Source organism: Flavobacterium sp. CF108 (assembly GCF_900129795.1).
Classification (GTDB): Bacteria; Bacteroidota; Bacteroidia; order Flavobacteriales; family Flavobacteriaceae; genus Flavobacterium.
Genome location: NZ_FQWW01000001.1, coordinates 745,607 through 770,471 on the forward strand (window position 1 = coordinate 745,607; position 24,865 = coordinate 770,471).

General features: G+C 32.5%; 23 protein-coding genes. 19 read left to right on the top strand and 4 right to left on the bottom strand.

Features of this window, described 5'->3' with window-relative positions:
• The first annotated feature begins 22 nt into the window (after positions 1 to 22).
• The 3 genes from BUE10_RS03315 to BUE10_RS03325 all read left to right on the top strand — a co-directional run bounded on the left by BUE10_RS03315 (position 23) and on the right by BUE10_RS03325 (position 2,341).
• Positions 23 to 994 (top strand): D-alanine--D-alanine ligase, encoded by a 972-nt coding sequence (locus BUE10_RS03315; protein ID WP_073482314.1) that lies wholly within the window; start codon positions 23 to 25, stop codon positions 992 to 994.
• A gap of 139 nt (positions 995 to 1,133) precedes the next feature.
• The gene (gene coaD / locus BUE10_RS03320) at positions 1,134 to 1,592 is read left to right on the top strand and encodes a pantetheine-phosphate adenylyltransferase (protein ID WP_073482316.1); all 459 of its coding nucleotides are present in this window, start codon (positions 1,134 to 1,136) and stop codon (positions 1,590 to 1,592) included.
• A gap of 170 nt (positions 1,593 to 1,762) precedes the next feature.
• A complete protein-coding gene (locus BUE10_RS03325; protein WP_056206048.1) occupies positions 1,763 to 2,341 on the top strand; it encodes a PhnA domain-containing protein in 579 nt (192 codons plus the stop codon).
• A gap of 277 nt (positions 2,342 to 2,618) precedes the next feature.
• Here BUE10_RS03325 and BUE10_RS03330 read toward each other — a convergent pair whose 3' ends face one another.
• Entirely contained in the window at positions 2,619 to 3,065 is a 447-nt protein-coding gene (locus tag BUE10_RS03330) for a hypothetical protein (protein WP_053473527.1), read from the bottom strand.
• A 177-nt stretch (positions 3,066 to 3,242) separates the two neighbouring features.
• Positions 3,243 to 4,604 carry a DEAD/DEAH box helicase gene (locus tag BUE10_RS03335; protein ID WP_073482318.1) on the bottom strand — a complete coding sequence of 454 codons (1,362 nt, stop codon included), beginning with the start codon at positions 4,602 to 4,604 and terminating at the stop codon, positions 3,243 to 3,245.
• 205 nt (positions 4,605 to 4,809) lie between these two features.
• Here BUE10_RS03335 and BUE10_RS03340 point away from each other — a divergent pair, with 205 nt between their 5' ends.
• The 6 genes from BUE10_RS03340 to BUE10_RS03365 all read left to right on the top strand — a co-directional run bounded on the left by BUE10_RS03340 (position 4,810) and on the right by BUE10_RS03365 (position 11,794).
• Positions 4,810 to 6,537: a M14 family metallopeptidase gene (locus BUE10_RS03340; protein WP_073482320.1), complete on the top strand. Its 1,728-nt coding sequence runs from the start codon at positions 4,810 to 4,812 to the stop codon at positions 6,535 to 6,537.
• 338 nt (positions 6,538 to 6,875) lie between these two features.
• Positions 6,876 to 7,211, top strand: coding sequence for a cyclic-phosphate processing receiver domain-containing protein (locus BUE10_RS03345; protein ID WP_073482322.1), 336 nt, complete (start codon positions 6,876 to 6,878; stop codon positions 7,209 to 7,211).
• A 124-nt stretch (positions 7,212 to 7,335) separates the two neighbouring features.
• Entirely contained in the window at positions 7,336 to 8,451 is a 1,116-nt protein-coding gene (locus tag BUE10_RS03350; RefSeq protein ID WP_073482324.1) for a DUF4236 domain-containing protein, read from the top strand.
• 250 nt (positions 8,452 to 8,701) lie between these two features.
• On the top strand, positions 8,702 to 9,436 hold the full coding sequence (locus tag BUE10_RS03355; RefSeq protein ID WP_073482326.1) for a DUF6882 domain-containing protein: 735 nt from the start codon (positions 8,702 to 8,704) through the stop codon (positions 9,434 to 9,436).
• Positions 9,437 to 9,778: 342 nt separating this feature from the next.
• Positions 9,779 to 11,155, top strand: a complete 1,377-nt coding sequence (locus BUE10_RS03360) for an energy transducer TonB (protein WP_073482328.1) — start codon at positions 9,779 to 9,781, stop codon at positions 11,153 to 11,155.
• 36 nt (positions 11,156 to 11,191) lie between these two features.
• The gene (locus tag BUE10_RS03365; protein ID WP_073482330.1) at positions 11,192 to 11,794 is read left to right on the top strand and encodes a hypothetical protein; all 603 of its coding nucleotides are present in this window, start codon (positions 11,192 to 11,194) and stop codon (positions 11,792 to 11,794) included.
• Between the two features lie 64 nt (positions 11,795 to 11,858).
• Here the strand turns inward: BUE10_RS03365 and BUE10_RS03370 are convergent, their stop codons facing one another.
• A complete protein-coding gene (locus tag BUE10_RS03370) occupies positions 11,859 to 12,485 on the bottom strand; it encodes an NUDIX hydrolase (protein ID WP_073482332.1) in 627 nt (208 codons plus the stop codon).
• A gap of 7 nt (positions 12,486 to 12,492) precedes the next feature.
• Between BUE10_RS03370 and pyrE the strand changes: the two genes are divergently transcribed.
• Together pyrE and BUE10_RS03380 are read left to right on the top strand one after the other, a co-directional pair.
• On the top strand, positions 12,493 to 13,137 hold the full coding sequence (gene pyrE / locus BUE10_RS03375; protein ID WP_053473537.1) for an orotate phosphoribosyltransferase: 645 nt from the start codon (positions 12,493 to 12,495) through the stop codon (positions 13,135 to 13,137).
• Positions 13,138 to 13,282: 145 nt separating this feature from the next.
• Complete coding sequence (locus BUE10_RS03380; protein WP_073482334.1) at positions 13,283 to 13,675, top strand: orotate phosphoribosyltransferase; 393 nt, start codon at positions 13,283 to 13,285, stop codon at positions 13,673 to 13,675.
• Positions 13,676 to 13,866: 191 nt separating this feature from the next.
• Here the strand turns inward: BUE10_RS03380 and BUE10_RS03385 are convergent, their stop codons facing one another.
• Positions 13,867 to 14,595 carry a biotin--[acetyl-CoA-carboxylase] ligase gene (locus tag BUE10_RS03385; RefSeq protein ID WP_073482336.1) on the bottom strand — a complete coding sequence of 243 codons (729 nt, stop codon included), beginning with the start codon at positions 14,593 to 14,595 and terminating at the stop codon, positions 13,867 to 13,869.
• 92 nt (positions 14,596 to 14,687) lie between these two features.
• Between BUE10_RS03385 and rsfS the strand changes: the two genes are divergently transcribed.
• From rsfS to BUE10_RS03425, 8 genes are all read left to right on the top strand, one after another.
• A complete protein-coding gene (rsfS, locus tag BUE10_RS03390) occupies positions 14,688 to 15,059 on the top strand; it encodes a ribosome silencing factor (RefSeq protein WP_012024667.1) in 372 nt (123 codons plus the stop codon).
• Positions 15,060 to 15,076: 17 nt separating this feature from the next.
• Positions 15,077 to 17,002 (top strand): ATP-dependent zinc metalloprotease FtsH, encoded by a 1,926-nt coding sequence (gene ftsH / locus BUE10_RS03395; RefSeq protein WP_073482338.1) that lies wholly within the window; start codon positions 15,077 to 15,079, stop codon positions 17,000 to 17,002.
• A 116-nt stretch (positions 17,003 to 17,118) separates the two neighbouring features.
• Entirely contained in the window at positions 17,119 to 17,724 is a 606-nt protein-coding gene (locus tag BUE10_RS03400; protein WP_073482340.1) for a lactate utilization protein B/C, read from the top strand.
• Position 17,725: 1 nt separating this feature from the next.
• Positions 17,726 to 18,616, top strand: a complete 891-nt coding sequence (locus BUE10_RS03405) for a phosphatidate cytidylyltransferase (RefSeq protein WP_073482342.1) — start codon at positions 17,726 to 17,728, stop codon at positions 18,614 to 18,616.
• Complete coding sequence (locus BUE10_RS03410; protein WP_053473543.1) at positions 18,606 to 19,259, top strand: phosphatidylserine decarboxylase family protein; 654 nt, start codon at positions 18,606 to 18,608, stop codon at positions 19,257 to 19,259. Before BUE10_RS03405 ends, BUE10_RS03410 begins: the two co-directional genes overlap by 11 nt.
• The gene (locus tag BUE10_RS03415; protein ID WP_056206080.1) at positions 19,260 to 19,529 is read left to right on the top strand and encodes an acyl-CoA-binding protein; all 270 of its coding nucleotides are present in this window, start codon (positions 19,260 to 19,262) and stop codon (positions 19,527 to 19,529) included.
• A 9-nt stretch (positions 19,530 to 19,538) separates the two neighbouring features.
• Positions 19,539 to 20,321 carry a superoxide dismutase gene (locus BUE10_RS03420; RefSeq protein WP_073482343.1) on the top strand — a complete coding sequence of 261 codons (783 nt, stop codon included), beginning with the start codon at positions 19,539 to 19,541 and terminating at the stop codon, positions 20,319 to 20,321.
• A 246-nt stretch (positions 20,322 to 20,567) separates the two neighbouring features.
• Entirely contained in the window at positions 20,568 to 24,755 is a 4,188-nt protein-coding gene (locus tag BUE10_RS03425) for a hybrid sensor histidine kinase/response regulator transcription factor (RefSeq protein WP_073482345.1), read from the top strand.
• The last annotated feature ends 110 nt before the right edge of the window (positions 24,756 to 24,865 follow it).

Below are 24,865 nucleotides of genomic sequence, written 5' to 3' on the forward strand. Positions count from 1 at the left end.
AAATATAAAACAAAATAGATAAATGAAAAACATTGCCATCATCATGGGCGGATATTCAAGCGAATATAAAATCTCGCTTATCAGCGGAAACGTTGTTTACCAATATCTTGACAAAACAAAATACAACGGATTCCGAATTCATATCTTCAAAGAAAAATGGGTTTACGTAGACGCAAACGACGCAGAATTCCCAATTGACAGAAATGATTTTTCTGTAACAGTAAATGGAGAAAAAATCAAGTTTGACTGCGTTTTCAACGCCATTCACGGAACTCCGGGCGAAGATGGATTAATGCAGGCTTATTTTGAATTATTAGGTATTCCGCAATCATCTTGCGATTATTACCAATCGGCATTGACTTTCAATAAAAGAGATTTACTATCTGTTTTAAAACCATACGGCATCAAAACCGCAATTTCATATTACTTAAACAAAGGCGACGAAATCAATACGCAGGAAATCGTTAAAAAAGTTGGTCTGCCATGTTTCGTAAAACCAAACAAAGCGGGTTCAAGTTTCGGAATCTCAAAAGTAAAAACCGAAGCCGAACTTCCAATCGCAATTGAAGTAGCCTATAAAGAAGATAACGAAATCATCATTGAAAGTTTCCTTGACGGAACCGAAGTTTCTGTGGGCGTAATTAATTACAAAGGAAAAGTTATAGTTTTACCAATTACCGAAATTGTATCTGACAATGATTTCTTCGATTACGAAGCCAAATACGAAGGAAAATCACAAGAAATCACACCAGCCAGAATCTCTGACGAACTGACAAAAAAAGTAGGAGAAACAGCAAAACGTGCTTACGAAGTCTTAAAAATGAAAGGGTTCTCAAGAAGCGAATTCATCATTGTAAACAACGAACCATATATGCTTGAAATGAATACAATTCCTGGTTTAACAACCGAAAGTTTAATTCCGCAGCAGGCAAAAGCAGCCGGAATTTCTCTGGAAGAATTATTTACAAATGCGATTGAGCTGGCTTTAGCTTAGTTGCTAAGATACTAAGGTTCTGAGATTCTAAGATTTCAGAACCTTATTTTTTAAACACAATATTGTCAGACTGAGCGAAGTCGAAGTCAAAACCTTTGAACCTTTGTCACTCTGAACCTTTGAACCTCAAATAAAAAAAATGAGAAAAGCAATATTTCCGGGCTCTTTTGACCCCATTACACTTGGACACGAAGATATTATCAAAAGAGGAATTTCTTTATTTGATGAAATCGTAATTGCCATTGGTGTCAACGCCGAAAAAAAATACATGTTTTCACTAGAAGAAAGAAAACGCTTTATTGAAGAAACCTTTAAAGATGAACCAAAAGTTTCGGTAATCACTTATGAAGGATTGACCATAGATTTAGCCAAAAGACTAAAAGCCAATTTTATTTTAAGAGGCTTGCGCAATCCTGCCGATTTCGAATTTGAAAAAGCTATTGCACACACCAACAGACGTCTTTCTAAAATCGAAACGGTGTTTTTATTAACTGCTGCAAAAACGTCTTATATCAGTTCGAGTATCGTTCGTGATGTATTACGAAATGGAGGTGAATATGAATTATTGGTTCCGGATGCGGTAAGAGTTCAGAAATAATTAAACACACGCAAAGTTATTGCGAGGAACGAAGCAAACACACTATGATTTTCACTCTGCTAAAACCTAGCAAATGAGATTGCTTCGTTCCTCGCAATGACCAAAAATAACAAACTTGCAAGCGAAGCAAATTATAAGTAATTTCGCATTTTTAAAACAAACAATAAATAATGAGCATCGAAAGAGAATTAAGCAAACGAAGCGGATCTAAATGTGAACTTTGCGGCGCCGAAGAAAACCTAAAAGTATATCAAGTATTACCAACTCAAAAAGGTGGCATTGATGAAGCAATATTAGCTTGTAACACCTGTATTGACCAAATTGAAAATCCGGATAATGTCGATTTAAATCACTGGAGATGTCTTAACGACAGCATGTGGAATGAAAATATTCCGGTTCAGGTTGTTGCCTGGAGAATGTTAAGCCGTTTACGTTCTGCCGGCTGGCCTCAGGAATTACTGGATATGATGTATTTAGACGAAGATACGCTGGCGTGGGCTCAAGCAACTGGCGAAGGCGAAGATGACGAAAATAAACTGGTTCACCGCGATAGTAATGGTGTTGTTTTACAACACGGAGATTCTGTTGTATTAATTAAAGATCTTAAAGTAAAAGGATCAAGTATGGTAGCCAAACAAGGAACTGCCGTAAGAAACATTCGCCTAGATCACGAAAACGCTGAATATATCGAAGGAAAAGTCGATGGACAGCAGATTGTTATTATTACGCAGTATGTGAAGAAAATTTAAAAGGTGCTAAGGTTCTAAGATACTGAGATTCTAAGTTTTTTTTACTCCGTTATTTAACCGCAAAGTACGCAAAAGTTAACGCAAAGTTTTATCCACAAAGCTTTGCGAACTTTTCACTTTTATAAAAACTTTAAGTCAAAAAAACTTAGCGCACTTTGCGTTAAAATCAAGACAACGTTAAGCAACCTGAAACCTGAAACAAAGAAAACCTGAAACAAAAAAAAGGCCGTTCAAAAACTGAACGGCCTTTTTCAATATATTTCTTTTTGACAACAAATTATTTTTGGAATAATTTGCTGATTTGATCTTTAACTAATGGCTCAGAAACACTGTTTGTTGCAGCATCTCTATCTTTGCTTGAAACCATAAATTGAACTGTAGCTTTGTCTGGAACAACATTTCCTGTGTAGTGTAACCAAATGTAGTTGTTTGGCAACTCTAATTTAATGTCATATAACGGACTCGCAGTAAAACCGCCAATAATAATATTATATAGGTTTGTATAATCATTATTAACGTTTTTAAAAGAAAATTTTCTCAACGGAGAAGAATCATCATCGTTTAAGATACTTGTGTAGTATACAGTATACTCGTCTCCAATTTTCTGAATGTAGTTGTTATTTACTTTTCCTAATTTCTCTACAGGAACTGTTTCAATAACTTTAATTTGTGCAAACGAAACAAAACTAAAGAACAAAATGGCAATGGTAATAATCTTTTTCATAGTGGATTTGGGGTTTACAATTTTACTGCAACAAAAAAACACAGAAATATTGAAAAAACAGCTATCAATTCATTATTTTTTTAACACAAAATTGTTAATGTTGTTCAATAAACAATAAAAACCTGATATACAGAAGCATAAATAAAATTCTAACTCTCTAAAACTATCTCAAAAAGCCTAAAATTTCTTATTTTTCTCCTCTTCTTTCTTTATGACATTTCGGGCAACTTCAATTTTAAACTTTTTGCCCTTCATTTTTTCGTCTTTTATATTTTTCAGAAGCTCTTTTACTTTTCCAAATTTCACTGCTGCAAACGAAACAAAATCTTTTACTTCAATAAGACCTAAATCATCTTTTTCCATTTTTCCTTTTTGAGAAAAGAAACCTACGATATCAAACTTATTCAGTTTTGTCTTTTTTCCGCCGCTGATATATATAGTTTGAAATTCTGGTGGTTTTGGTAAAGATGTAACGTCTTTCACATCCAGAACCTGCGTACCATAATCGATATAATCCAGCTGTTTCTCACTTTCGTGAACAATAATATACGCCGTTCCCGTTGCTTGCATACGCGCAGTACGTCCGTTTCGATGCGTAAATTCGTCTTCTTTTAAAGGTAAATGATAATGAATTACGTGTTTCATTTCCGGAATATCCAATCCACGGGCAGCAAGATCTGTCGTGATGAGGTAACTTATACTTCCGTTTCTAAACTGAATCAAAGCACGTTCACGTTCATCCTGATCCATTCCGCCATGATAATAAGTAGCGTAAATTCCTTTTTCGTTTAAAGTATCGCTGATACGTTCTGCAGCATCACGATGGTTACAAAAAATAATAGCCGACTGTGATTTTAAAGAACAAATTAAATTGAACAAACTTTCTAATTTATCTTTAGAAGGCGAAACAATCATTTTCATCGAAAGATTTGCTTTTTCTTCCTCTTCCACAATAAAATCTAAAACCGTTGGATTTACAACTCGTGTATATTTCGGAATTTCAATATCAGACGTTGCAGACACTAAAACCCTTTTGTTGACTTTCGGTAATCTTGCAATAATAAAAGACATTTGCTCGTGAAACCCAAGTTGAAGCGATTTATCAAACTCGTCTAAAATCAGCGTTTGAATTTTATCTGTTCTAAAAGTATCTCTGTCAATATGATCGGCGATTCTTCCGGGTGTTCCAATTAAAACTGCCGGAGGATTGCTTAAATTTTTTATTTCAGTATCGATTGAATGTCCGCCGTAGCAAATGTTTACTTTGTACTGCGTTCCCATTTTCTTCCAAACCTGCTCAATCTGCAATCCAAGTTCGCGAGACGGAACTAAAATTAAACATTGAACCGATAAAATTTCTGGCTGTAATAATTCTAAAACAGGAAGCAAAAAAGCAAGTGTTTTTCCAGATCCGGTTGGAGAAAGTAATAAAACATTGTTATCGTTCAGGATTGTGTCCTGAGCTGTTTCCTGCATTTCGTTTAGGCTCTCAATCCCTAAATTCGAAAGTATATTGTTAGAATGGTGTTTTTTATTCATTTTGCAAAAGTAGAGAAAATAGTTGGCAGTGTACAGCTTTTGGTATTCAGTTTTCAGCCGCAGTCACAGTTTTCAGCCATGATTAAATAGTTTTTGCCACTAATTTCACGAATTTCCACAAATTAATTCGTGCTAATTCGTGAAATTCGCGGCTAACTTTAAATCTAAATTTCTCTATATTTGATTTCTATTAAAAACCCAAATCATGAGATTTTTTACCATTGTCATTTCACTTTTCACGATCTCTCTTTTCGCTCAAAACAATAAAAAATACGATACTTTTTTTGAAAAAGGAAACGGAAATCAATCGGCATCTTATCAGGAAACTATTGCTTATTTTAAGCTTTTAGCAAATGATTTTCCGACGATTCAAATTAAAGAAATGGGTTTAACAGATTCTGGTGAACCTTTACACATGGTAACTTTTAATCCTGACAAGGAATTTGATTTTAATAAAATCCAAAAAACAAAAGCAGTTCTTTTTGTCAATAACGGAATCCACGCAGGAGAACCGGACGGAATCGACGCCACAATGCAATTTTACAGAGATTTAGCGATTGGAAAACTGAAAGCTCCAAAAAATACCGTTTTAGTCTGCATTCCGTTTTATAATATTGGCGGTGCTTTAAATCGTAATTCGACAACGCGTGCGAATCAGGATGGACCTGAAATTTATGGTTTTAGAGGGAATGCCAGAAACTATGATTTGAACCGTGATTTAATGAAATCGGATACCCGAAACACAAAAAGTTTTGTTGAAATTTTCCAAAAAATAAATGCCGATGTTTTTATTGATAATCACGTAAGCAACGGTTCTGATTACCAATACAAACTGACTTATATTATGACCCAGCATAATAAACTCGGAACTGTTTTGGGCGATTTTATGAATAATGAAATGATGCCGGCTTTGGTAAAAGATTTACAGAAAAAGAAAATCGAAACTACACCTTATGTAGATTCTTTTAAAGATACGCCAGACAAAGGTTTTGGGCAGTTTGTCGATAGTCCGCGATATACAACGGGTTACACTTCCCTATTTAATACGATTGGTTTTGTGGTCGAAACACATATGCTGAAAAAATATGCCGAACGTGTAAAAATGACATACGAATACATGAAATCGACTTTGGATTTTACCGATGCCAATTATCAGAAAATCAAAGAACTTCGAGTGAAAAACCTTGAGCAATATCAGCCTAAGAAATCTTATACTTTAAAATGGGAATTAGACAGCACAAAAGCGACTACATTTTCATTTTTAGGATATGAAGCAGGTTACAAAAAAAGCGAAGCTACAACAGGAAATCGTTTATATTACGACCGAAGCAAACCTTATAAAAAAGACGTTCCGTATATCAAAGAATTTAAATCGGTTAAGGAAGTTGTAATTCCTACCGCTTATGTTATTCCGAGAGGATATTGGAATATTATTGACCTTTTGAAAAACAATAATATTTCGTTTAAACAAATTAAAAATGACACGATTATTGAAGTCGAAAGTTATAGAATTGCCGATTTTAAAACTGTTCCGTTTGCTTACGAAGGACATTATGCACATCGAAATACAACCGTAACTTCTAAAATTGTTAAAATGGCTTTCGCCAAAGGTGATTACATCGTTCCAACCAACCAAAAAGGTGTAAAATATCTTCTGGAAGCTTTTGAGCCAGAAGGCGTTGATTCGTTTTTTAACTGGAATTTCTTCGATCCTATTTTACAGCAAAAAGAACATTATTCTGAATATATTTTTGAAGATACGGCTGCAAATCTTTTAAAAGAAAATCCTGCTCTAAAAGCGGAATTAGAAAACAAAAAACAAACTGATGCTGAATTTGCTAAAAATCCTGAAGCACAGCTGGATTGGATTTACAAGCATTCTGTTTATTATGAAAAGGCGCATTTGCAGTATCCTGTTTATCGAGTGCTTTAGTTTTTTTATTTTGCTGATATTTTTTAACGCAAAGTGCGCAAAGATTTTTTTGATTTTGAGTGGTTTTAAAAAACGTTAAGATCGCAAAGCTTTATGTGTAGAATTTTGTCAAAGTTGAATTTCAATAGCCCCTAGCTTTAGCTAGGGAACAAAATATGGATAAAAAAAGGCTTTAGCCAAATCTGCCAAAGTTTGGCTAAAGCCTTTTCTTTCTCTTTAAAATTTATCATCCAGCTAAAGCTGGACGCAATTCAAAATTCATTTTTAAATTTAACATTTTCAAACTTGTATCTTTATAACAGAAATACTTTGATAAAATCTAAATTATATACTAAAAAATGTCATACAAACTTTTTCTCGACGATATTAGAGATGTAAATATGGTTTACAAAAAACTAACTAATGATGATTTCGTTGTGGTTAGAAATTCTCATGATTTCAAAAAAGTTATTCTTGAAAAAGGACTTCCTGAACTAATTAGTTTTGATAATGATTTAGGTCTTGATGAAAATGATCAAATTGCCGAAGATGGTTACGCTTGCGCCAAATGGCTGGTTTATGAATCTGGAATAGATTTATTGAATTTAAAATTCAATGTTCACTCTGCTAATCCAGTTGCAAGTCAGCAAATTCAGGGTTTACTTGATAATTATATTAGGCATTTGAGAGGTTAAATTTCTTTTCATACAATTGATTTTTCACACAAAACATTGATTTATAAATAATTTACGGTTTTCCGTAATAATTCCATGCCACGCACATTTACTTTTGAAATTATTAATTTTAAAGAAATAAACTATGGCTTGGAGTTTTCGAAAACGCATCAAAATTATCCCGGGAGTTCATCTTAATCTTAGCAAAAGTGGTATCTCTACTTCTATAGGAATTAGAGGAACAAGTATGACTTTTGGAAGCTCAGGGACTTATCTAAACACAAATGTGTTAGGTATTAGTAATAGGCAACGACTAAACTATCCAGAAACTAATTTTAGTCCTCAAATTTATAATGAAACACTAGAACTTACAGACAACATCTTTAGCTCTGATATACATGAGATTACAAGTCAAAACATGCAGGGAATTAAAGAAGCAATAATCTTGGCTCATGAACAAAGAAAAGATTTAAAAAAAGATCTCTTAAAACTAAAAACTTCATTAAATTCTACAAAATTAAAACTAGGTTTAAGTTATTTTCTAATATATGGTTTAGTAAAAAAAACAATTCCTGAAAATTTAAAAACAGATATTGGAGAACAGAAAAAAGCAATTATACAAACTGAGGAACAAATCAAAAATTGTTTCGTTAAACTTGATATTGATTTTGATCCAGAGATAAAAGAAAAATATGATACTCTTTTACAAACATTTACCAAATTAGCAAGCTCCCAGAAAATTTGGGATGTCACCAGTGCTTATTATCAAGATAGAGTAGCTGCCAGATCTTCTGCAAGTACAATAGTAAAGAAAAAAGATGTACGGTTTTCTGTTAAATCCCTGCCTGATATAAAATCAGATTTTAATGCTCTATATTTTCAAAATGCTAATGGTGCAGATTTATATTTCTATCCGAGTTTTATAGTTATGTATTCAAACAATACAAATTTTGCCTTAATTGGGATTGACGAACTTATTTTTAATCAAAATTATGTAAGGTTTACCGAAACAGGAATTATTCCAAAAGACTCAAAGGTAATAGATCGAACTTGGGCAAAAGTAAATAAAAATGGAACTCCTGATAAAAGATTTAAAGGCAATTATCAAATTCCTATTGTTCGTTATGGAGAAATTAACCTTAGAACAAATACTGGACTAAATGAAGAATACGAATTTAGTAATTATGAATTTACAGAAGAATTTGGTAAGGCCTTTAGAGATTATCAGTCAACAATAAAATCATTAAAACAGCTTAATTAATATTCCGTAGGAATATCTCATCGGTAGAAAAAAAATAGTATCGCTGTAAAGTGTGTCCTGTAAGGACACCTGTTTTATGGAAACACATATCTGCAATATCAATCAAACGTTCCTACGGAACGTATAACTGCAATTCAAATTTAATCCTACCAATGAGACATTCCTACAGAATGAATTGTTTTATCTGGCTTATTTTAAAAGTTATATATTTGAAAATATCAATTTTATAATTCTAAAAAGTCATAAAGAAATGGGACTATTCAATAATCTTTTTAAAAAGAAAGAAGAAAAAACAGAATCAACTATCGATCTACAAAATGACAAACACTTTACATCTGAAAATGATTTTTTAGAGAAATTTGGAGCACTTGCTTTAGAAAAACAAAGAAATCTTTATAGTGTAACCGGCGAACTTTCCTGGAATGTAGATATGAATAAAGAAGAAATAATATTTGGAGATAATCTTATATTTCCAATTCAGGTTTTGGGCTCATTTTCGAATGCGTCAGAAACATGGCTTTGGATCTGGGAGAATAAAGCTGGTTATGCTGAATCTGTTATGAAACAAGCTCTTTTATTGAAGCAGTATGGAGAAGAAAATAATATTGATTTATTGACAGTTGGACAATTTGATGCGGCAGAGAATGATTTACATTTAATAGGTATGATTGCTGTTGAAATGTTTAATGCAAGTGGATATTACCTTGGAAATTATGGTCAGGGAACAATGATTCTTACTATTAAATCTGATGTAATAGATAAATCTGAAAGTGAAGAATTATCTCGAATTTTAACTGTTTTTCCAGAATTGATTTCAACATTTGAAATTCAAAATCATAAAAATGCTTTCACAAATTATCTATCTCAAAAAGGTTATAAATTAACATTAAATGGAAATGAAATTAAAGCAGAAAAGAATGAAAATGTGATTAATACTGTTTTTAATGAAGATAATCTTTTGACAAAATTAAATGGCAATTCTTAAGCTTTGTAAGTACAAATGAGAATTTGTATCGCAAAACATGAAACCTCAAACCTGAAACAAAAAACTAACCACAAAGTGCAGCTCCGCGTGAGGGATAGAGCTAAGCTACCGAAGTAGCAGCGAAAGCCCGACAGCATCCCGATAAAAGGGCGAATATGCGTAAAATGAATTAGCCCTTTTGTCGGGATGGTGGCACGCCCTAATTATTAAGTTTCAACGGAAAAGAATATCGATTTAAAATGCTGAAAAAAACTCCACAATGTGGCTTTCCGTAAAAATGGTTGGTTATAATATTTTATATTTGAAATAAATCTAACCAAACCCAAATCAAAATTCCTACTGATGAAACACAAATTAATTTCGTTATTCGTGTTGGTTTTCATTATTTTTTCTTGTAAAAATGAAACTAAAGAAAGTAATTCTATTTCAGAACCTCAAAAATCGAACGCAAATACAACTGAATCAGACAATATAAAAAGTGATTCGGCAGCGGTGAATTCTTCAAGCAATAATTTGGCAGAAAACAAAAAATTATTGTTGGATTTTTATCTTAAAAATGATAAAAAACCGCAATACTTTTTAATTAACAACAATAAAGATACTACGATTGTCTGCGCAGAAAAAACCAAAATAACAATTTCGGCGAATAGTTTTATTGTTTCAAAAACACAAAAAGAGGTTTCGGGACAAATTAAAATTTCGGTTAAAGAATATTATAGTATTTCGGATATTCTTTTAGGCAGACTTTCGACAACTTCAAACGGAAAGTTACTGGAAACTGGCGGAATGCTGGATATAAATGCTGTTTCGGGTTTGGAAAAATGTGATTTGAAAAAGGGAAAAAGTATTGAAATTGAAATGCCTAAAAAGAAAGAAAAAGAGAGAATGCAGCTTTTTAACGGAAAGAGAACAAATGATCAGGTTAATTGGCAGCTGGCTGAGGTTTCGATCAATTTAAATAAGGTTTATAGTAAAGTTGATGAAATGCCTGTTTATCCGGGTGGTAATCAAGTGTTATATAAAACTCTTGGCAACAATATAATTTTACCGGACGAAATTATCTCAGGTAGAGTTACAAGTACTTTTGTTGTAGATAAAGAAGGAAATGTAACCAATATTAAAATAATAAAAGGCTTAAGCAAAGAGGTTGATGAAGCTGTGGTTAAGGCTTTTAAAAAGCTTTCAAAGTTTATTCCGGGCAAAGTAAATGGTATTCCTGTAAATGTTCAATATTCACTTCCCGTTAATATTCACTCAGATGAAGATGGTAATAATGGCTATTTAAGTTCTACTTCTAACAGCAGCGGGTCTGGTAATTATGAAGTAAAAAAAACAAAAGCAGAGGAATTTGGTTCTTACTTATTTAAAAGTGCGAAACTAGGTTTTATAAATTGTGACAGATTTTTGGATTATGATGAATCGTCTAAAATTGATTATGTGATTAATTTTAAAAATGACAGCAATACTTCTGTAAGTATCATATTTCATAGTATAAAATCTGTAATGACAGGATACTCAAATGGTGATAATGTCTCGTTTAACAATATTCCATCTGGAGAAAAGATTACTATTTTTGCAATTAAATATGTTGACAATAAACCTTATTTAGCCACTCAGGAAACTGGAACTTCACAACAAAAATTGAATAATTTGGCTTTTGAGGAAGTAACTCCTGAAAAATTAAAACAGGAAATAAAAAAATTGGACCAACTAAACTAATTCTCTCTTTTCAATAATTGTTATTACAGAATCTACATGAAAAACTTTTTGCTGGTTTATTTATTTATATCATTTTCAAATATTGTTTGCGGACAAAAATTAGTTTCAGGCGAATATGATTCTGGAATGAATCTTTCTTATGATGAATCGTCTAAGATGCTGACGGGGTATTTTGAAAGTTATACCGGATTAGATGAAGAAACCAACAACCCTAAATTTTCTTGTATTTTTTATATTGAAGGAAAAGTTACGGGGAAAAAATTTAGCGTAAAAACTTATTATCCAGAAGATAAAAACGATGATGTAATTTTAGGAACAATTGAAATAATCAATAACAAAACCATTAAAATAAAACTTCCTGAAGAGCATGGCGGATGCTGGAATGTACAGCATTTTGCAGATAAGCCTGAACAATTTGAGTTGGAAAAGAAAAACAATTGGATACAGGTTAGATATGTAAACAAAAGCAAATCGTTCTTTTTTAAAGAAAACTCTAACCTTAGTAAAACAAAAATGTATTTAATTAAAAATGATATTGTTTATGTCGAAAAAATTGAAAACGGAAAAGCACATTGTAGCTACAAAGGAAAAAAGATCATAAAAGGCTGGATTAACATTGATGATCTAAATAAATTGTAACAAAAGCCCCAATGAACGCAAAACTGAGTATTTAAATCTCAAATTTTTAAATTCCAAATTTTAATTAATTTTTGGAATTTGGAATTTTTAATATTGGATTTTTCTCCTCCTGAAATAATAATTTAATGTTTTCGTAAGAGTTTTTAAGTGCTTCTTTGATTTGTTCTGGGTTTAGCCAAGCTACTTTTTCGATTCCTTCTTCGATTTGTCCGTGTGGAGTTCCTTCAAAATCAGAATGCATTTCGAACCAATGCGTGATTTTGAGTTTGTATTTTCCGTTGCGTTTAAAGATATGATATGTTTTTTGAAGCTTTTGAACAATACGGAGTTGGTTTACGCCTGTTTCTTCCTCAACTTCCCGCATGGCGGTGGCTTCAATATCCTCGCCTTTCTCGATTCCGCCTTTTGGTAAGTCCCATTTTCCGTTTCTAAAGATGAATAAAACCTCACCTTTTTTATTGTACACAAAACCTCCGCCGGCTTTATTTACCGGAATTTTGGCTTTGAGGGTTTTCATTATTTCACTTTCGTCAGGATGATATAAAATAGCTTTTTGAATTTTATTTTGAAAAATTTTTACTATAAGCTGTTCGATATCAATACTTTCTAACAAGAACAATTGAAAATCTGTCTCGCGGGAGATTTCATTTGTCAAAAAAAGTGGTTTGTCGTTCACAAAAACTTTATACATTTGTACTATGATTTTTAATAAAGATACTGCCGAAAAAACAGCCGAATTGCTTTTGCAAATAAATGCAATTAAATTGAATCCCGAAAATCCTTTTACATGGGCTTCTGGTTGGAAATCTCCTATTTATTGTGATAACAGGTTAATTCTTTCATTTCCGAGCATTAGAAACTATGTTCGTGATGAATTTGCTAAGAACATTGAAAAACAATTTGGAAAACCTGATGTGATTGCCGGTGTTGCTACTGGGGCCATTGGAATTGGAATTTTAGTTGCCGAAAGTCTTGGACTTCCGTTTGTATATGTGCGTCCGGAACCTAAAAAACACGGAAGACAAAACCAAGTTGAAGGTTTTTTTCAAAAAGGACAAAATGTTGTTGTTGTTGAAGATTTAATCAGCACAGGAAACAGCAGTTTGCTTGCCGTTGAAGCTTTACGCAATGAAGGTGCTAATATTAAAGGAATGGCAGCGATTTTTACCTATGGTTTTAATGTTGCCGAAGAGAATTTCAAAAATGCTAATGTTGATTTATTCACTTTAAGCAACTACGAAAATCTTTTAGATTTAGCAGTTCAAAAACAATATATCACAGAAGACCAGCAATCTACACTACAAGAATGGAGCGTAAGCCCATCGACTTGGGGACAGGAGTAAATTTTAGATTTTAGATTTTAGATTTTAGATTTTAGATTTTAGATTTTAGATTTTAGATTTTAGATTTTCTAAAAATCGCTTCGCTCTTTTTGGGATTTGGAATTTATTTTGATTGCTACATACAAATAAAAAAACAAAATATTATATGAACTTAGAAAGTCCAAAAGTTACCGTTCAGAAATCAGCTCAGGATTTATTCGATCAACTGACTGATGTTAAGAATTTTGAAAAATTAATGCCGGATAACATCGCTAAATTTGAAGTAATTGGCGAAGATGCTTTTATTTTTGGATTGAAAGGTATGCCGGAAATCAAATTAAAAATGAAAGATAAAGTAGCTCCTAACAAAATTGTTTTGGGTGCTGCAAGTGATAAACTTCCGTTTACTTTAACTTCAAATATTGACTCTATTTCTGATTCAGAAAGTGCTGTTCAATTATTCTTTGAAGGCGAATTCAACGCTATGATGGCGATGATGGTTAAAGGTCCAATCAGTAAGTTTATTGAAACTTTAGCAAACAATATGACAAAATTATAATTGTGAATTGTAAATTGTGAATTATAAATTGTTAATTATAAATGAAAAGCCTGATTTAATTGTCGGGCATTTTTTTGCTACAGATTAAAAGGATTAAAATGATTTTTTTCTCACGCAGATCTGGCAGATTCTGCAGATTTATTTTAAGCAAAAAACCTTTGAACCTTTGCCTCTCTGCACCTTTGAACCTCCTAGTAAAGCATCTGAATCTCCTTTATCTCAAATTCAGAAACAGAATCATCTTCCAATAAAACCTGCAGTTTTCCAATAGGTGAAACGCCCTGAATAATTCCCATAAAGTTTTTGTCTTCTAAATTTTTAAAAGGCATTGGAACTCCTTTTTTGAACAGCGAATTAAAATAATCTATCCAGAAAAGGGATGATGAGGTTATCCATAATTTGGTTTTCTCTTCTATTTTTTCGGTAATTAAAATTGCCAGATTCTCTTTGTCAAAAGTTTTTCCGGAGATGACTGCCAAAGAAGATCCACGAGGCAGTTCCTCATAATTAGTTTGATTGACATTTATTCCGATTCCGACAACTGACACTATCCTGCCATCGCTTTTTAGGGTATTTTCTATTAATATGCCACCAATTTTTTTATTGTATGACATTATGTCGTTAGGCCATTTTATGCATAAATCAGGAATATTTAACGATTTCAAGGCATCTAAAACAGCTAAAGAAACGACAATACTTAAATTAAAAACCTGTTCATTATCAAAGAGAAAATCTTTTACCAAGACGCTCATAATTAAGTTTTTACCCGTCTCAGAGCTCCACTTTGCCCCCATTTGCCCCTTGCCTTTTGTCTGATTTTCAGCCGTTACCACCGTAAAATTCTCCTGTTCATCCTGACTTGACAACGATTTTAAGAAATCATTTGTGGAATCTATGGCATCGAGTTTGATTAGTTTCATTAAATAATTTAAATATCTTAATTTAATATTTTGTTAAGGTTCAAAAATAATCACAAAATTTGGTAACTTTACAAATTCATATAAAATAATTCATGGCGAAAAAGACTATTAATAATGATGTTCTATTGGCGAACATAATCAAAGGGATTGAGGAAGTAAAAGGAAATGATATCGACATTCTTGACTTAAGAGATATAGACACAGCAGTTTGTGACTATTTTGTCATTTGCAACGGTAGCTCAAATACCCAAGTTAACGCCATTGTAAACTCAATTCAAAAAACAGTTTCAAAAGACTTAAAAGACAAACCCTGGCACGTAGAAGGAACCGATAATGCAGAATGGGTTCTTATGGATTATGTGCATATCGTGGTACATGTTTTCCAAAAACACATTCGTGAATACTATAATATCGAAAGCCTTTGGGGTGACGCCAAAATAACTACAATCGAAAACAAATACTAAAAGAAAAATTTTTCTAAATGGCTAAAGATAATAATCCAAATCCGAGTAAATTTAAAATAAGTCCCTGGTTAATATATACCGCAATACTTCTAGTTTTTTTATTTATAAGTTTTGCAACCGGTGGATCTAACTTAAGCGAACCTGCACAATTGACTTCTTCTAAATTCAACACTTTATTAGAAAAAGGTCAAATTGAAAAAGTGATCGTTTACAATAAAGCCGAAGCTGAAGTATACCTGACTGCTGCTGCTCTTAAAGACCCATCAAACGAAAAGGTTTCTAAAGATATTTTTAAAAACCCTAACAAAGGGCCGCACTATACTTTAGAGATTGGTAACGACCAAATCTTTCAAACAAAACTTGAAAAAGCAGTTGGCGAAGGCAAACTAAAAGATTTCAATTTCCTTCAAAAAAATAATTGGAGCGATATTTTAATCAGCTTGCTTCCTATTATCATCATTATTGGTGTATGGATTTTCATTATGCGTAAAATGTCTGGCGGAGGCGCTGGCGGAGGCGGACAGATTTTCAATATTGGAAAATCAAAAGCTAAACTTTTTGATGAAAAAACAGATATCAAAACTACATTTAAAGATGTTGCTGGTTTAGAAGGTGCTAAAGAAGAAATACAAGAAATTGTAGAATTCCTTAAAAACCCAGAAAAATATACAAATCTTGGAGGTAAAATCCCTAAAGGAGCTTTGCTTGTAGGACCTCCGGGAACTGGTAAAACATTATTAGCAAAAGCCGTTGCAGGTGAAGCTCAGGTTCCATTTTTCTCTTTATCAGGTTCTGATTTTGTTGAAATGTTTGTAGGAGTTGGTGCATCTCGTGTACGTGATTTGTTTAAGCAGGCAAAAGAAAAATCTCCAGCAATTATCTTTATCGATGAGATTGATGCTGTAGGTAGAGCAAGAGGAAAAAGCAATATGTCTGGCGGAAACGACGAGAGAGAAAATACTTTGAACCAATTATTGACAGAAATGGATGGTTTTGGTACAAACTCAAACGTAATTGTTTTGGCTGCAACCAACAGAGCTGACGTTCTTGATAAAGCTTTAATGCGTGCTGGACGTTTTGACAGACAAATTTTTGTTGATTTACCGGACATTCGCGAAAGAGCTGAAATCTTTGCAGTACACTTAGCTCCTATCAAAAAAATTGAAGGTCTGGATTTAGATTTCTTAGCAAAACAAACTCCGGGATTCTCTGGTGCTGATATTGCAAATGTTTGTAACGAAGCTGCTTTAATTGCTGCCCGTAACAATAAAACTGCTGTTGATAAACAAGATTTTCTTGATGCTGTTGACAGAATTATTGGTGGTCTTGAAAAGAAAAACAAAATTATTACTCCAGAAGAAAAAAGAGCAATCGCAATTCACGAAGCTGGTCACGCTACTGTAAGCTGGATGCTGGAACACGCTGCTCCGCTTATTAAAGTAACTATTGTTCCCCGCGGACAAAGTTTAGGTGCTGCGTGGTACTTGCCAGAAGAGAGACAAATCGTAAGAACAGATCAAATGCTTGACGAAATGTGTGCTACTATGGGCGGAAGAGCTGCTGAAAAGGTAACTTTTGACAGAATTTCGACTGGTGCATTAAGTGATTTAGAAAAAGTAACACGTCAGGCTCGTGCAATGGTAACGATTTATGGTTTGAACGATAAAATTGGAAATGTTACTTATTACGATTCATCAGGACAAAGCGAGTACAACTTCTCAAAACCATATTCTGACGAGACAGCTAAAGTTATTGACAAAGAAATTTCAGAATTAATTGAAGGTCAATACCAAAGAGCGATTGAAATTTTACAAGAAAACAAAGACAAGCTAAATCAGCTTGCTGATATATTAATTGAAAAAGAAGTTATTTTTAAAGATGACTTAGAAGCAATTTTCGGAAAACGTACTTTTGATAAAAATTTAGAAGAAGTCGTTTCGTAAATTATTCATTAAATACACAATATTTTTTAAAATCTTAATTCAAAATACCCTTTTGAATTAAGATTTTTTTATCTTTGAACGTTTTCAATTAACATGTAAAGTATTTCATATAAAAAATGAATTTTTTCAAAAAAATATTTGGTTCCAGCGAATCTGCTTCTGACGAAGAACACGAAAGTGAGTACGCAGGAACTCCTGCTCCAAATAGTCATTTGTCTTTAGACGAACAATTCATCTTTAACTTTAAGAAAAATGGCGGTAAATTTTTGTATTGTGAAAACAATCAGGAAGCTGCAGAACAATTCGAAAATATTTTAGAAGAAAACGACTGGTTTGAAAGTGAAGTATTATGTTACGAACCGGCTCTTTTTCATTTATTAGACGAAAACAAATTATTTTATATTGCCCCATCTAAACCAAAATTTTTATTAGCAAGCTGCGAAAATCTAATTGCAGATGAAGGTTCTATTCTTTTCTCTTCAAAGCAGATTAGACAAAACAAACCAAACGAATTACCCGCAAATATTGTAATCCTTGCAACAACAAGTCAAATTCTCCCAATGAAAAGTGATGGTTTAAGCGCCATTAAACGTAAATATGAGAGAGATTATCCAACTAATATCACCACAATAAAATATTTCGAAAAAGCAAAAGAAGAAGATTTTACCCAATACGGAAGTGTTGCCAAAAACCTTTACTTATTGCTCTTAGAAGATCTTTAAGATGAACGAAACGCTTAAAAGAACCATTTCTGGTGCTGTTTATATTGCTCTGTTGTTAGCTTCAATCTTGTTTTCTACCGAAAGCTTTATCATTCTCTTTGGGATTTTTCTAATTATTACCATTTATGAATTTTCAAATATTGTAAACCTTAATAAAGTCTTTTCGATTTTATTTGGAATTTTACTCTATGGCATCATAATACTAATTAGCCATTACAATAAACAAACCTCTGCTTATTTAAATAATACTTTTAAATCAAATCTTGATTTAGAAACTAATATTCAGCAATTAGATCTTGTTCTTCTGGCTATTACACTGGTTGTATCTATTAAGTGTATTATCTTTTTATTTTATGATTCTGTTCAAAAAGTAAGCACTTCTTCAAAATATCTATATCTTTTAGGATACATCGCATTACCCTTTCTTTTTATCGTAAAAATTTCCTTTGGAACAAATGATTATAATCCAAAGATTATCATAGGTTTGTTTGTATTAATCTGGACAAATGACACTTTTGCTTATTTGGTTGGAAAATCTATGGGAAAACATAAATTATTTGAGCGTGTTTCTCCTAAAAAAACAATTGAAGGTTTTCTGGGCGGAATGGTTTTTGCGGCTTTTGCAGGGTTTTTAATATCAAAATTATATATTCAGCCTAGTCCTGCTTTTAGTGGTAAATCTATCCTTATATGGACCATTATTGCTTTAATTGTGAGTATTTTTGGAACGATCGGCGATTTGATCGAATCAAAATTTAAAAGAATTGCCGGCATTAAAGACAGCGGTTCGATTATGCCGGGACACGGAGGTATCTTAGATCGACTAGATAGTGTTATATTTGTAGCACCAATTATATTTTTATTTTATCAAATTTTATATTATGTTTCATAAAGAAGGAGCCCCATCTATTTTATTAGGAACAGTTTTTACTGTTGCCGTACTTGTAATTGCTGATAGATTTATTGATATCAATTGGCTAAGAATGCTAGTTCAGATAGCAGCATTATTGATTTTGATCATCATTTTACAGTTTTTTAGAAATCCTAAAAGAATTGCTGTTAGAAACAGCGATCACATACTTGCTCCTGTTGATGGAAAAGTTGTGGTTATTGAAGAAGTTTACGAAGGTGAATATTTTAAAGATAAACGTTTACAGGTTTCTATTTTTATGTCGCCTATTAATGTTCACGTTACACGTTATGCGATGGACGGAATTATAAAATTTAGTAAATACCACCCTGGAAAATTTTTGGTTGCATGGCATCCAAAAGCCAGCGAGGAAAACGAAAGAACAACTGTTGTAATCGAAAATGATACTTTTGGCGCCATTCTTTACAGGCAAATTGCCGGTGCTCTGGCACGTAGAATTGTAAACTATGCTCAGGAAGGAATGCAGGTTATTCAGGGAACTGATGCCGGTTTTATTAAATTTGGATCTAGAGTAGATTTATTTTTACCTTTAGGTACACCAATTAATGTGGTTTTAGACCAAAAAGCAATTGGAGGAAAAACTATTATTGCTACAAAAGCGTAAATGGCAGAAAAAGATTTAGATACACGCTTCAATGAGGCTGTAGAAATTGCATTGAAAATGACTCAGGCCTCACTGCCGCAAGATGTGCAGTTAAGACTTTATGCGTTTTACAAACAGGCTACTTTTGGAACTGCAGTTTACAATCAGTCTGAGAATTTTGATTTACGAAATGCTTTTAAAACGAATGCCTGGATGCAGATTAGTCATTTATCGATTGATGAAGCTAAGGAGTGTTACATCGAAATCATTAATTCACTAACATCAAAATAAATTAACATTATGAAGAATAACATTGTTCTTTTCAGCATTTTAGCTTCATTTTTTCTATTATTTTCTTGTAATGATAACAATAAGCTAACCGAAGTTGTAGAAGTTCCGCTGCCAACTAAAGAAGAAAAAATAACGATTGGTTCTCCAAATGATGTAAAAGCAGACCCGGGTTCATTTGAACTTACAAAACTGCCTTTTGCTTACGACGGATTAAGTCCTGCGTTACGTTCCTTAACTTTAGAAACGCATTATTCTAAGCACTATTTATCGTATACAAACAATTTTAATAAAGAAATTGTTTCGACTGAGTTTGAAAATATGCCAATTGAGGATATTTTGAAAAAAATGCCCCTAACTAATTTAAAACTTCGTCAAAACGCCGGCGGATATTACAACCATACACTTTATTTTAATATTTTAACTCCAAAAGAGCAGGCTCCAAAAGATACTCTTGCGGGTTCAATTAATAAAGAATTTGGATCTTTTAATAATCTTACCAATCAGTTTAAAGGTCAGGCTGAGAAACAATTTGGTTCTGGCTGGGTTTGGCTGGTTGTTGACCGATACGGAAAGCTACAAATTACAACTACAGAAGATCAGGATAATCCGTTAATGAAAAACGCATTAATTCCCGGAACGCCAATTTTAGGTATTGATTTATGGGAACATGCTTATTATCTGGATTATCAAAATCGAAAAGGAAGTTATATCGACGCTTTTTACGAACACATAAACTGGGAAAGAGTAAACGAGTATTATGTCGAAGCCCTCAAAAAGGTCAAAAAAGTATAAAAAGTAAAGCTGGTACTAAAAAAGTATCAGCTTTTTTTATTTTAAAACACAGGCACTTTATTAATGAAAGGCAAAAAATGTGACAAAAATCATAGTGTATCATTGTATATTCCTATATCTTTAAGCATCGTGAAACATTTTCTTTAAATCAAGAATCGTATCACGAGGAACTATTTAACTATTTTGAATAAACCAATATGCTAAGAACGATGACTATGCCGGATGAAGCTATTAAAATAAAGTACAGTGAAGATTAAAGCTATTCTCTTATATTTTGTCTTAATGATTTTCTTTTCATGTGACAATAAAGAGAAAACCATTTCTATAAATAATGCTCAAAAGAGTTCGTTTTTAAAAACTACTTCGTTACCTATCCACAATCAAAACGCTGCATCTAAAACAATTGATATAGAGTATTCGGCTGAGCAATTGGATAATAACAAAGGACTTTCTAACAGTTCTATTAATGCTATTTTTCAGGATTCTGACAATTTACTTTGGATAGGAACCTGGGATGGTTTAAACCGTTATGATGGCAGTAATTTTAAAATTTACAGGCCAGAAGCTAATAATGAGAACAGCTTAAGTAATCAGGTTATTTTAAAAATAGACGAAGACAGCAACGGAAATATCTGGATTGTTACCATACACGGTATAAACCGATTTGACAAAAAAACGGGCACTTTTCAGCGGTATTATTTTTCGAGAAAAGATATCTCGCCATTATCTGAATCTGAGTTTAACATGGCGCTGGACTCTTCCAAAAGAGTATTTTGTGCTGCAAAAAATTGGGGAATCGGCTATTTTGAAGGCGATAGTTTTCAATTATTAAATTCAAAAAACCTTCCTAAAAAAGCGGTAAAAAAAATGCAGTTTACACAAAAAGGTGAATTGCTGGTTTTATTTGAAAATAATGATCTCTACAAATTATCAATTGAAACTGCCAAAAGTGGTAAAAAGGCAATTTCAGGAATAAAGCTAATTTCAAAAAACATTCAATCATTTGATGAAATTTCGAAGCAAAAAATAGTTATAGTATCACTAAACGGACACAGCAGTTTATATTCTTTAAACAATGAAATTCTTCCCTTCCATAAAAATCATATTGAAAAAATTATAGGAAAAATTGCTGACGGTCTTATCGTTCTGGACAAATCTGGATATGCTGTTTTAGACCAAAATGGCGTTGAGGTAAAAAAGGATTGGTTAAAACATTTAAAAAACAAAACTACTGTTCTCATTCAGGGAAACGAAAACATATTTTGGGCAGGAACAGATGGCGATGGAATTTTTAAAATAAGTCCGCTTAAAAAACCTTTTAATCTGGTTTCTAAAACAGAGGTTCCAGAGCTGGATGGCGCTATTGTGAGGGCATTTTTAGAATTAGAAGATCATTCATTTCTGATTGGCACAAAAGGAAAAGGTTTGTTTAAATTCGCTCCTAATTTTTATCTAAATCCTGATAAATCATTAGAATACAAAAATTACAACGAGAACAACAGTGCCATTAACAATTCAGTGTTTTGTTTACACAAAGGGCAAAATGATTTAATTTTTATTGGTACAGATGGCGATGGTATTACCGTTTATGATTCAAAAAAATCAAAATTAGTTACCTGGAAAGAAATCATAGGCAGTGACGCCTGTTCTTACTTTAAATCTGTTTATTCTATTTATCAGGATGAAAACGGGTTTATCTGGGTGGGAACAAACGGATATGGCATGTTTCGTTTTAAAATTGAGCATTTAGGAAATAATCTAAAAGTTTCTGATTTTAAAAACTATGCAGCCAATAATAATCAAAGCAATGCATTGAGCAGTAATATTGTTTTTTCGATCATTCCAAAAAATAAAAATCAGCTCTGGATTGGTACTCGCTTAGGCGGATTAAATTTATTTGATATCAAATCAGAACGTTTTTATGCTTACAGAAATCATAAAAATGATCCCGAAAGTTTATCCAACAATGATATTTTGTGTTTAGTTACCGATGCTAAAAACAGGCTTTGGATTGGAACTAGTTTGGGGTTAAACTTACTGGAAACAAAAAATGGCAAGCCTGTATTTAAAAGTTTTACGGTAAAAGACGGCCTTCCTAATAATACGATTCACGGAATTGTTTGTGATAAAAAAAACAATCTCTGGTTAAGCACCAATTTTGGTCTTTCTAATTTTAATGTCAAGAAATTAAACTTTACGAATTATACTAAAAATGAAGGACTTCAAAACAATGAATTTGCTGATGGAGCTTTTTACCAAAATCTAAAATCTGATTTTATATTTATGGGCGGTATAAAAGGATTTAATTATTTCCTGCCTCAAAATATAAAAGAGTCAAGTATAATTCCAGATCTTTTTATTGATAAAATAAGCGGGCAAAATCAGCCGCTGCCTTATTATCAAGGATTGGTTATTGCGCCAAATTCAACTTCTCATCCGTCTATTGTTTTAAATCATAACCAAAACTTTTTTGATATAGAACTGACGGCACTGACTTTTATCAATACCGAAAAATGTCAATATGCTTATCAATTAAAGAATTTTGATAAGGACTGGAATGTTATTGATAATCGAAGAATTATTTCTTTTACCAACGTTCCTAAAGGAAACTATTCTTTATGGATAAAATGGTCAAACAGTGATGGTGTCTGGACTGAACCGGTTCAGGCTGTTGATATACGCGTTAAACCGGTATATTGGCAGTCGAACATTGCCTTTTTAATTTATGCCCTGCTCCTATTGGCTTTTGCGTTTTTTATTCAGAGTTATTACAAAAAACGTCAATCCTTAAACCAAAATATCTTATTTCGAAAAAGGGAAATGGAAATACATGAAAACAGATTGACTTTTTTTACAGAAATAGCCCATGAATTTCAAACACCGCTTACTTTAATTGTTGGCCCAATTCAAAAACTTTCTGAAGTAACAAACCTCAGCGAAAGAAACACGAAATTTATACACATGATTCAGCGAAATTCTTCACGTTTATTGTTTCTAACGCAGCAATTACTTGAATTTAGAAAAGCTGAATTTGACCATATTGAAGTAAATGTGAAAAATTTTGATTTGGTAAATTTAATCGAACAAATTGCCGAATTGTTTGATGAATGGGCAATCGAAAAAAACATTAGTTATTCACTTGATATTCCGCCTGTTTTATTGGGTTGGTTTGACAAAGATAAAATCGAAAAAATAGTATTTAATCTAATGTCGAATGCTTTTAAATATACGCCTGAAAATGGCGAAATAATTTTAAAATTTAGTATTCAGGACATTGGTTCAGAAAAATTAAATATCACCATAACTAATACAGGAAAAGGGATTTCAAAAGAAGAATCAGATTCTTTATTTGACCAGTTTTTCTTAGCTAAATTAAATAATGAGACTGATAATACGATGTTCAGAACTGGTATTGGTCTGGCGTATGTAAAAAAATTAATTACAGCATTAAGAGGCAAAATTTCTGTTTCAAGTCAGGAAAATGTCGAAACAACATTTACTGTTTTACTGCCTTGTAACAAAGATTCGTTTGATGAAAAAGAACTCGACAGCACCGTAAGTCCTATTTTAATTTCTAATCATTTAAAAAATATTTTGGAAGAAACTCCGGTTAAAGAGGAAGAAACTCCGGACAAAATTTCATCATTAAGCCACATTACAGACGATCGAAAAGCAATATTGGTTGTTGAAGATGAAAAAGAAATTCATCTGCTTATTAATGATTTATTAGATCAAAAATATAAACTTATTACAGCGTACAACGGTTTAGAAGCTTTAAAAATTATTGAAAATGAAATTCCTGATCTTATTATCAGCGATGTTATGATGCCCTTTATGGATGGAATTGAGTTTTGTAAAATAATCAAGAATGATCTTAAAACCTGTCATATTCCGTTTATCATGCTAACCGCAAAAGATTCTGTTCTACATCGAATTGAAGGAATAGAAAGCGGTGCAAATTCCTATATCGCAAAACCATTTTATCCGGATCATTTACTGATAAGAGTTCAAAAACTTCTGGAAGAAAAAGAGTTAATATCAAGACATTTTACGCAAGATACTCCTATCGAAAATCTGGCTTCTCTGCCCATAAATAATGACGAAAAAGACTTCATCAAAAAAGTAATTGATCTAATTCGCCGCAATATCGATAATGAAAATCTTCAAAGTTTATATATCGAAAAAGAATTAGGCATCAGCAATTCGCAATTGTATAGAAAAATCAAACAGATATTTGGTTTTACGCCGGGCGATTTGATTCGTACCATCAGATTAAAATACGCTGCAGAATTATTGCGAAAGAATATTTTAACCGTATCTGAGGTTTGCTATAGTTCCGGCTTTAATAATCGCTCTTATTTTTACCGCGAGTTTAAAAAACTATACAATACTACCCCAAAAAATTACCAGCTCAAATACAAAACAAAGAGCTAAAACAATCACAATACACTAAATACCAACACAATAACAACCAGTGTACACTTTTGAAGAAATAGTGTACACTGTTTCTTGTATGTACCAGCTAATTTTATAAACGATAATTA

Coding starts and splice junctions, on each gene's coding strand:
- BUE10_RS03400 (WP_073482340.1), top strand. CDS start 17,119: ATGAATTTTTTCAAAAAAATATTTGGTTCCAGCGAATCTGCTTCTGAC.
- BUE10_RS03330 (WP_053473527.1), bottom strand. CDS start 3,065: ATGAAAAAGATTATTACCATTGCCATTTTGTTCTTTAGTTTTGTTTCG.
- ftsH (WP_073482338.1), top strand. CDS start 15,077: ATGGCTAAAGATAATAATCCAAATCCGAGTAAATTTAAAATAAGTCCC.
- BUE10_RS03315 (WP_073482314.1), top strand. CDS start 23: ATGAAAAACATTGCCATCATCATGGGCGGATATTCAAGCGAATATAAA.
- BUE10_RS03370 (WP_073482332.1), bottom strand. CDS start 12,485: ATGTATAAAGTTTTTGTGAACGACAAACCACTTTTTTTGACAAATGAA.
- BUE10_RS03355 (WP_073482326.1), top strand. CDS start 8,702: ATGGGACTATTCAATAATCTTTTTAAAAAGAAAGAAGAAAAAACAGAA.
- BUE10_RS03365 (WP_073482330.1), top strand. CDS start 11,192: ATGAAAAACTTTTTGCTGGTTTATTTATTTATATCATTTTCAAATATT.
- BUE10_RS03345 (WP_073482322.1), top strand. CDS start 6,876: ATGTCATACAAACTTTTTCTCGACGATATTAGAGATGTAAATATGGTT.
- BUE10_RS03350 (WP_073482324.1), top strand. CDS start 7,336: ATGGCTTGGAGTTTTCGAAAACGCATCAAAATTATCCCGGGAGTTCAT.
- BUE10_RS03325 (WP_056206048.1), top strand. CDS start 1,763: ATGAGCATCGAAAGAGAATTAAGCAAACGAAGCGGATCTAAATGTGAA.
- BUE10_RS03405 (WP_073482342.1), top strand. CDS start 17,726: ATGAACGAAACGCTTAAAAGAACCATTTCTGGTGCTGTTTATATTGCT.
- rsfS (WP_012024667.1), top strand. CDS start 14,688: ATGGCGAAAAAGACTATTAATAATGATGTTCTATTGGCGAACATAATC.
- BUE10_RS03415 (WP_056206080.1), top strand. CDS start 19,260: ATGGCAGAAAAAGATTTAGATACACGCTTCAATGAGGCTGTAGAAATT.
- BUE10_RS03410 (WP_053473543.1), top strand. CDS start 18,606: ATGTTTCATAAAGAAGGAGCCCCATCTATTTTATTAGGAACAGTTTTT.
- BUE10_RS03385 (WP_073482336.1), bottom strand. CDS start 14,595: ATGAAACTAATCAAACTCGATGCCATAGATTCCACAAATGATTTCTTA.
- BUE10_RS03380 (WP_073482334.1), top strand. CDS start 13,283: ATGAACTTAGAAAGTCCAAAAGTTACCGTTCAGAAATCAGCTCAGGAT.
- BUE10_RS03340 (WP_073482320.1), top strand. CDS start 4,810: ATGAGATTTTTTACCATTGTCATTTCACTTTTCACGATCTCTCTTTTC.
- BUE10_RS03335 (WP_073482318.1), bottom strand. CDS start 4,604: ATGAATAAAAAACACCATTCTAACAATATACTTTCGAATTTAGGGATT.
- BUE10_RS03420 (WP_073482343.1), top strand. CDS start 19,539: ATGAAGAATAACATTGTTCTTTTCAGCATTTTAGCTTCATTTTTTCTA.
- pyrE (WP_053473537.1), top strand. CDS start 12,493: ATGATTTTTAATAAAGATACTGCCGAAAAAACAGCCGAATTGCTTTTG.
- coaD (WP_073482316.1), top strand. CDS start 1,134: ATGAGAAAAGCAATATTTCCGGGCTCTTTTGACCCCATTACACTTGGA.
- BUE10_RS03360 (WP_073482328.1), top strand. CDS start 9,779: ATGAAACACAAATTAATTTCGTTATTCGTGTTGGTTTTCATTATTTTT.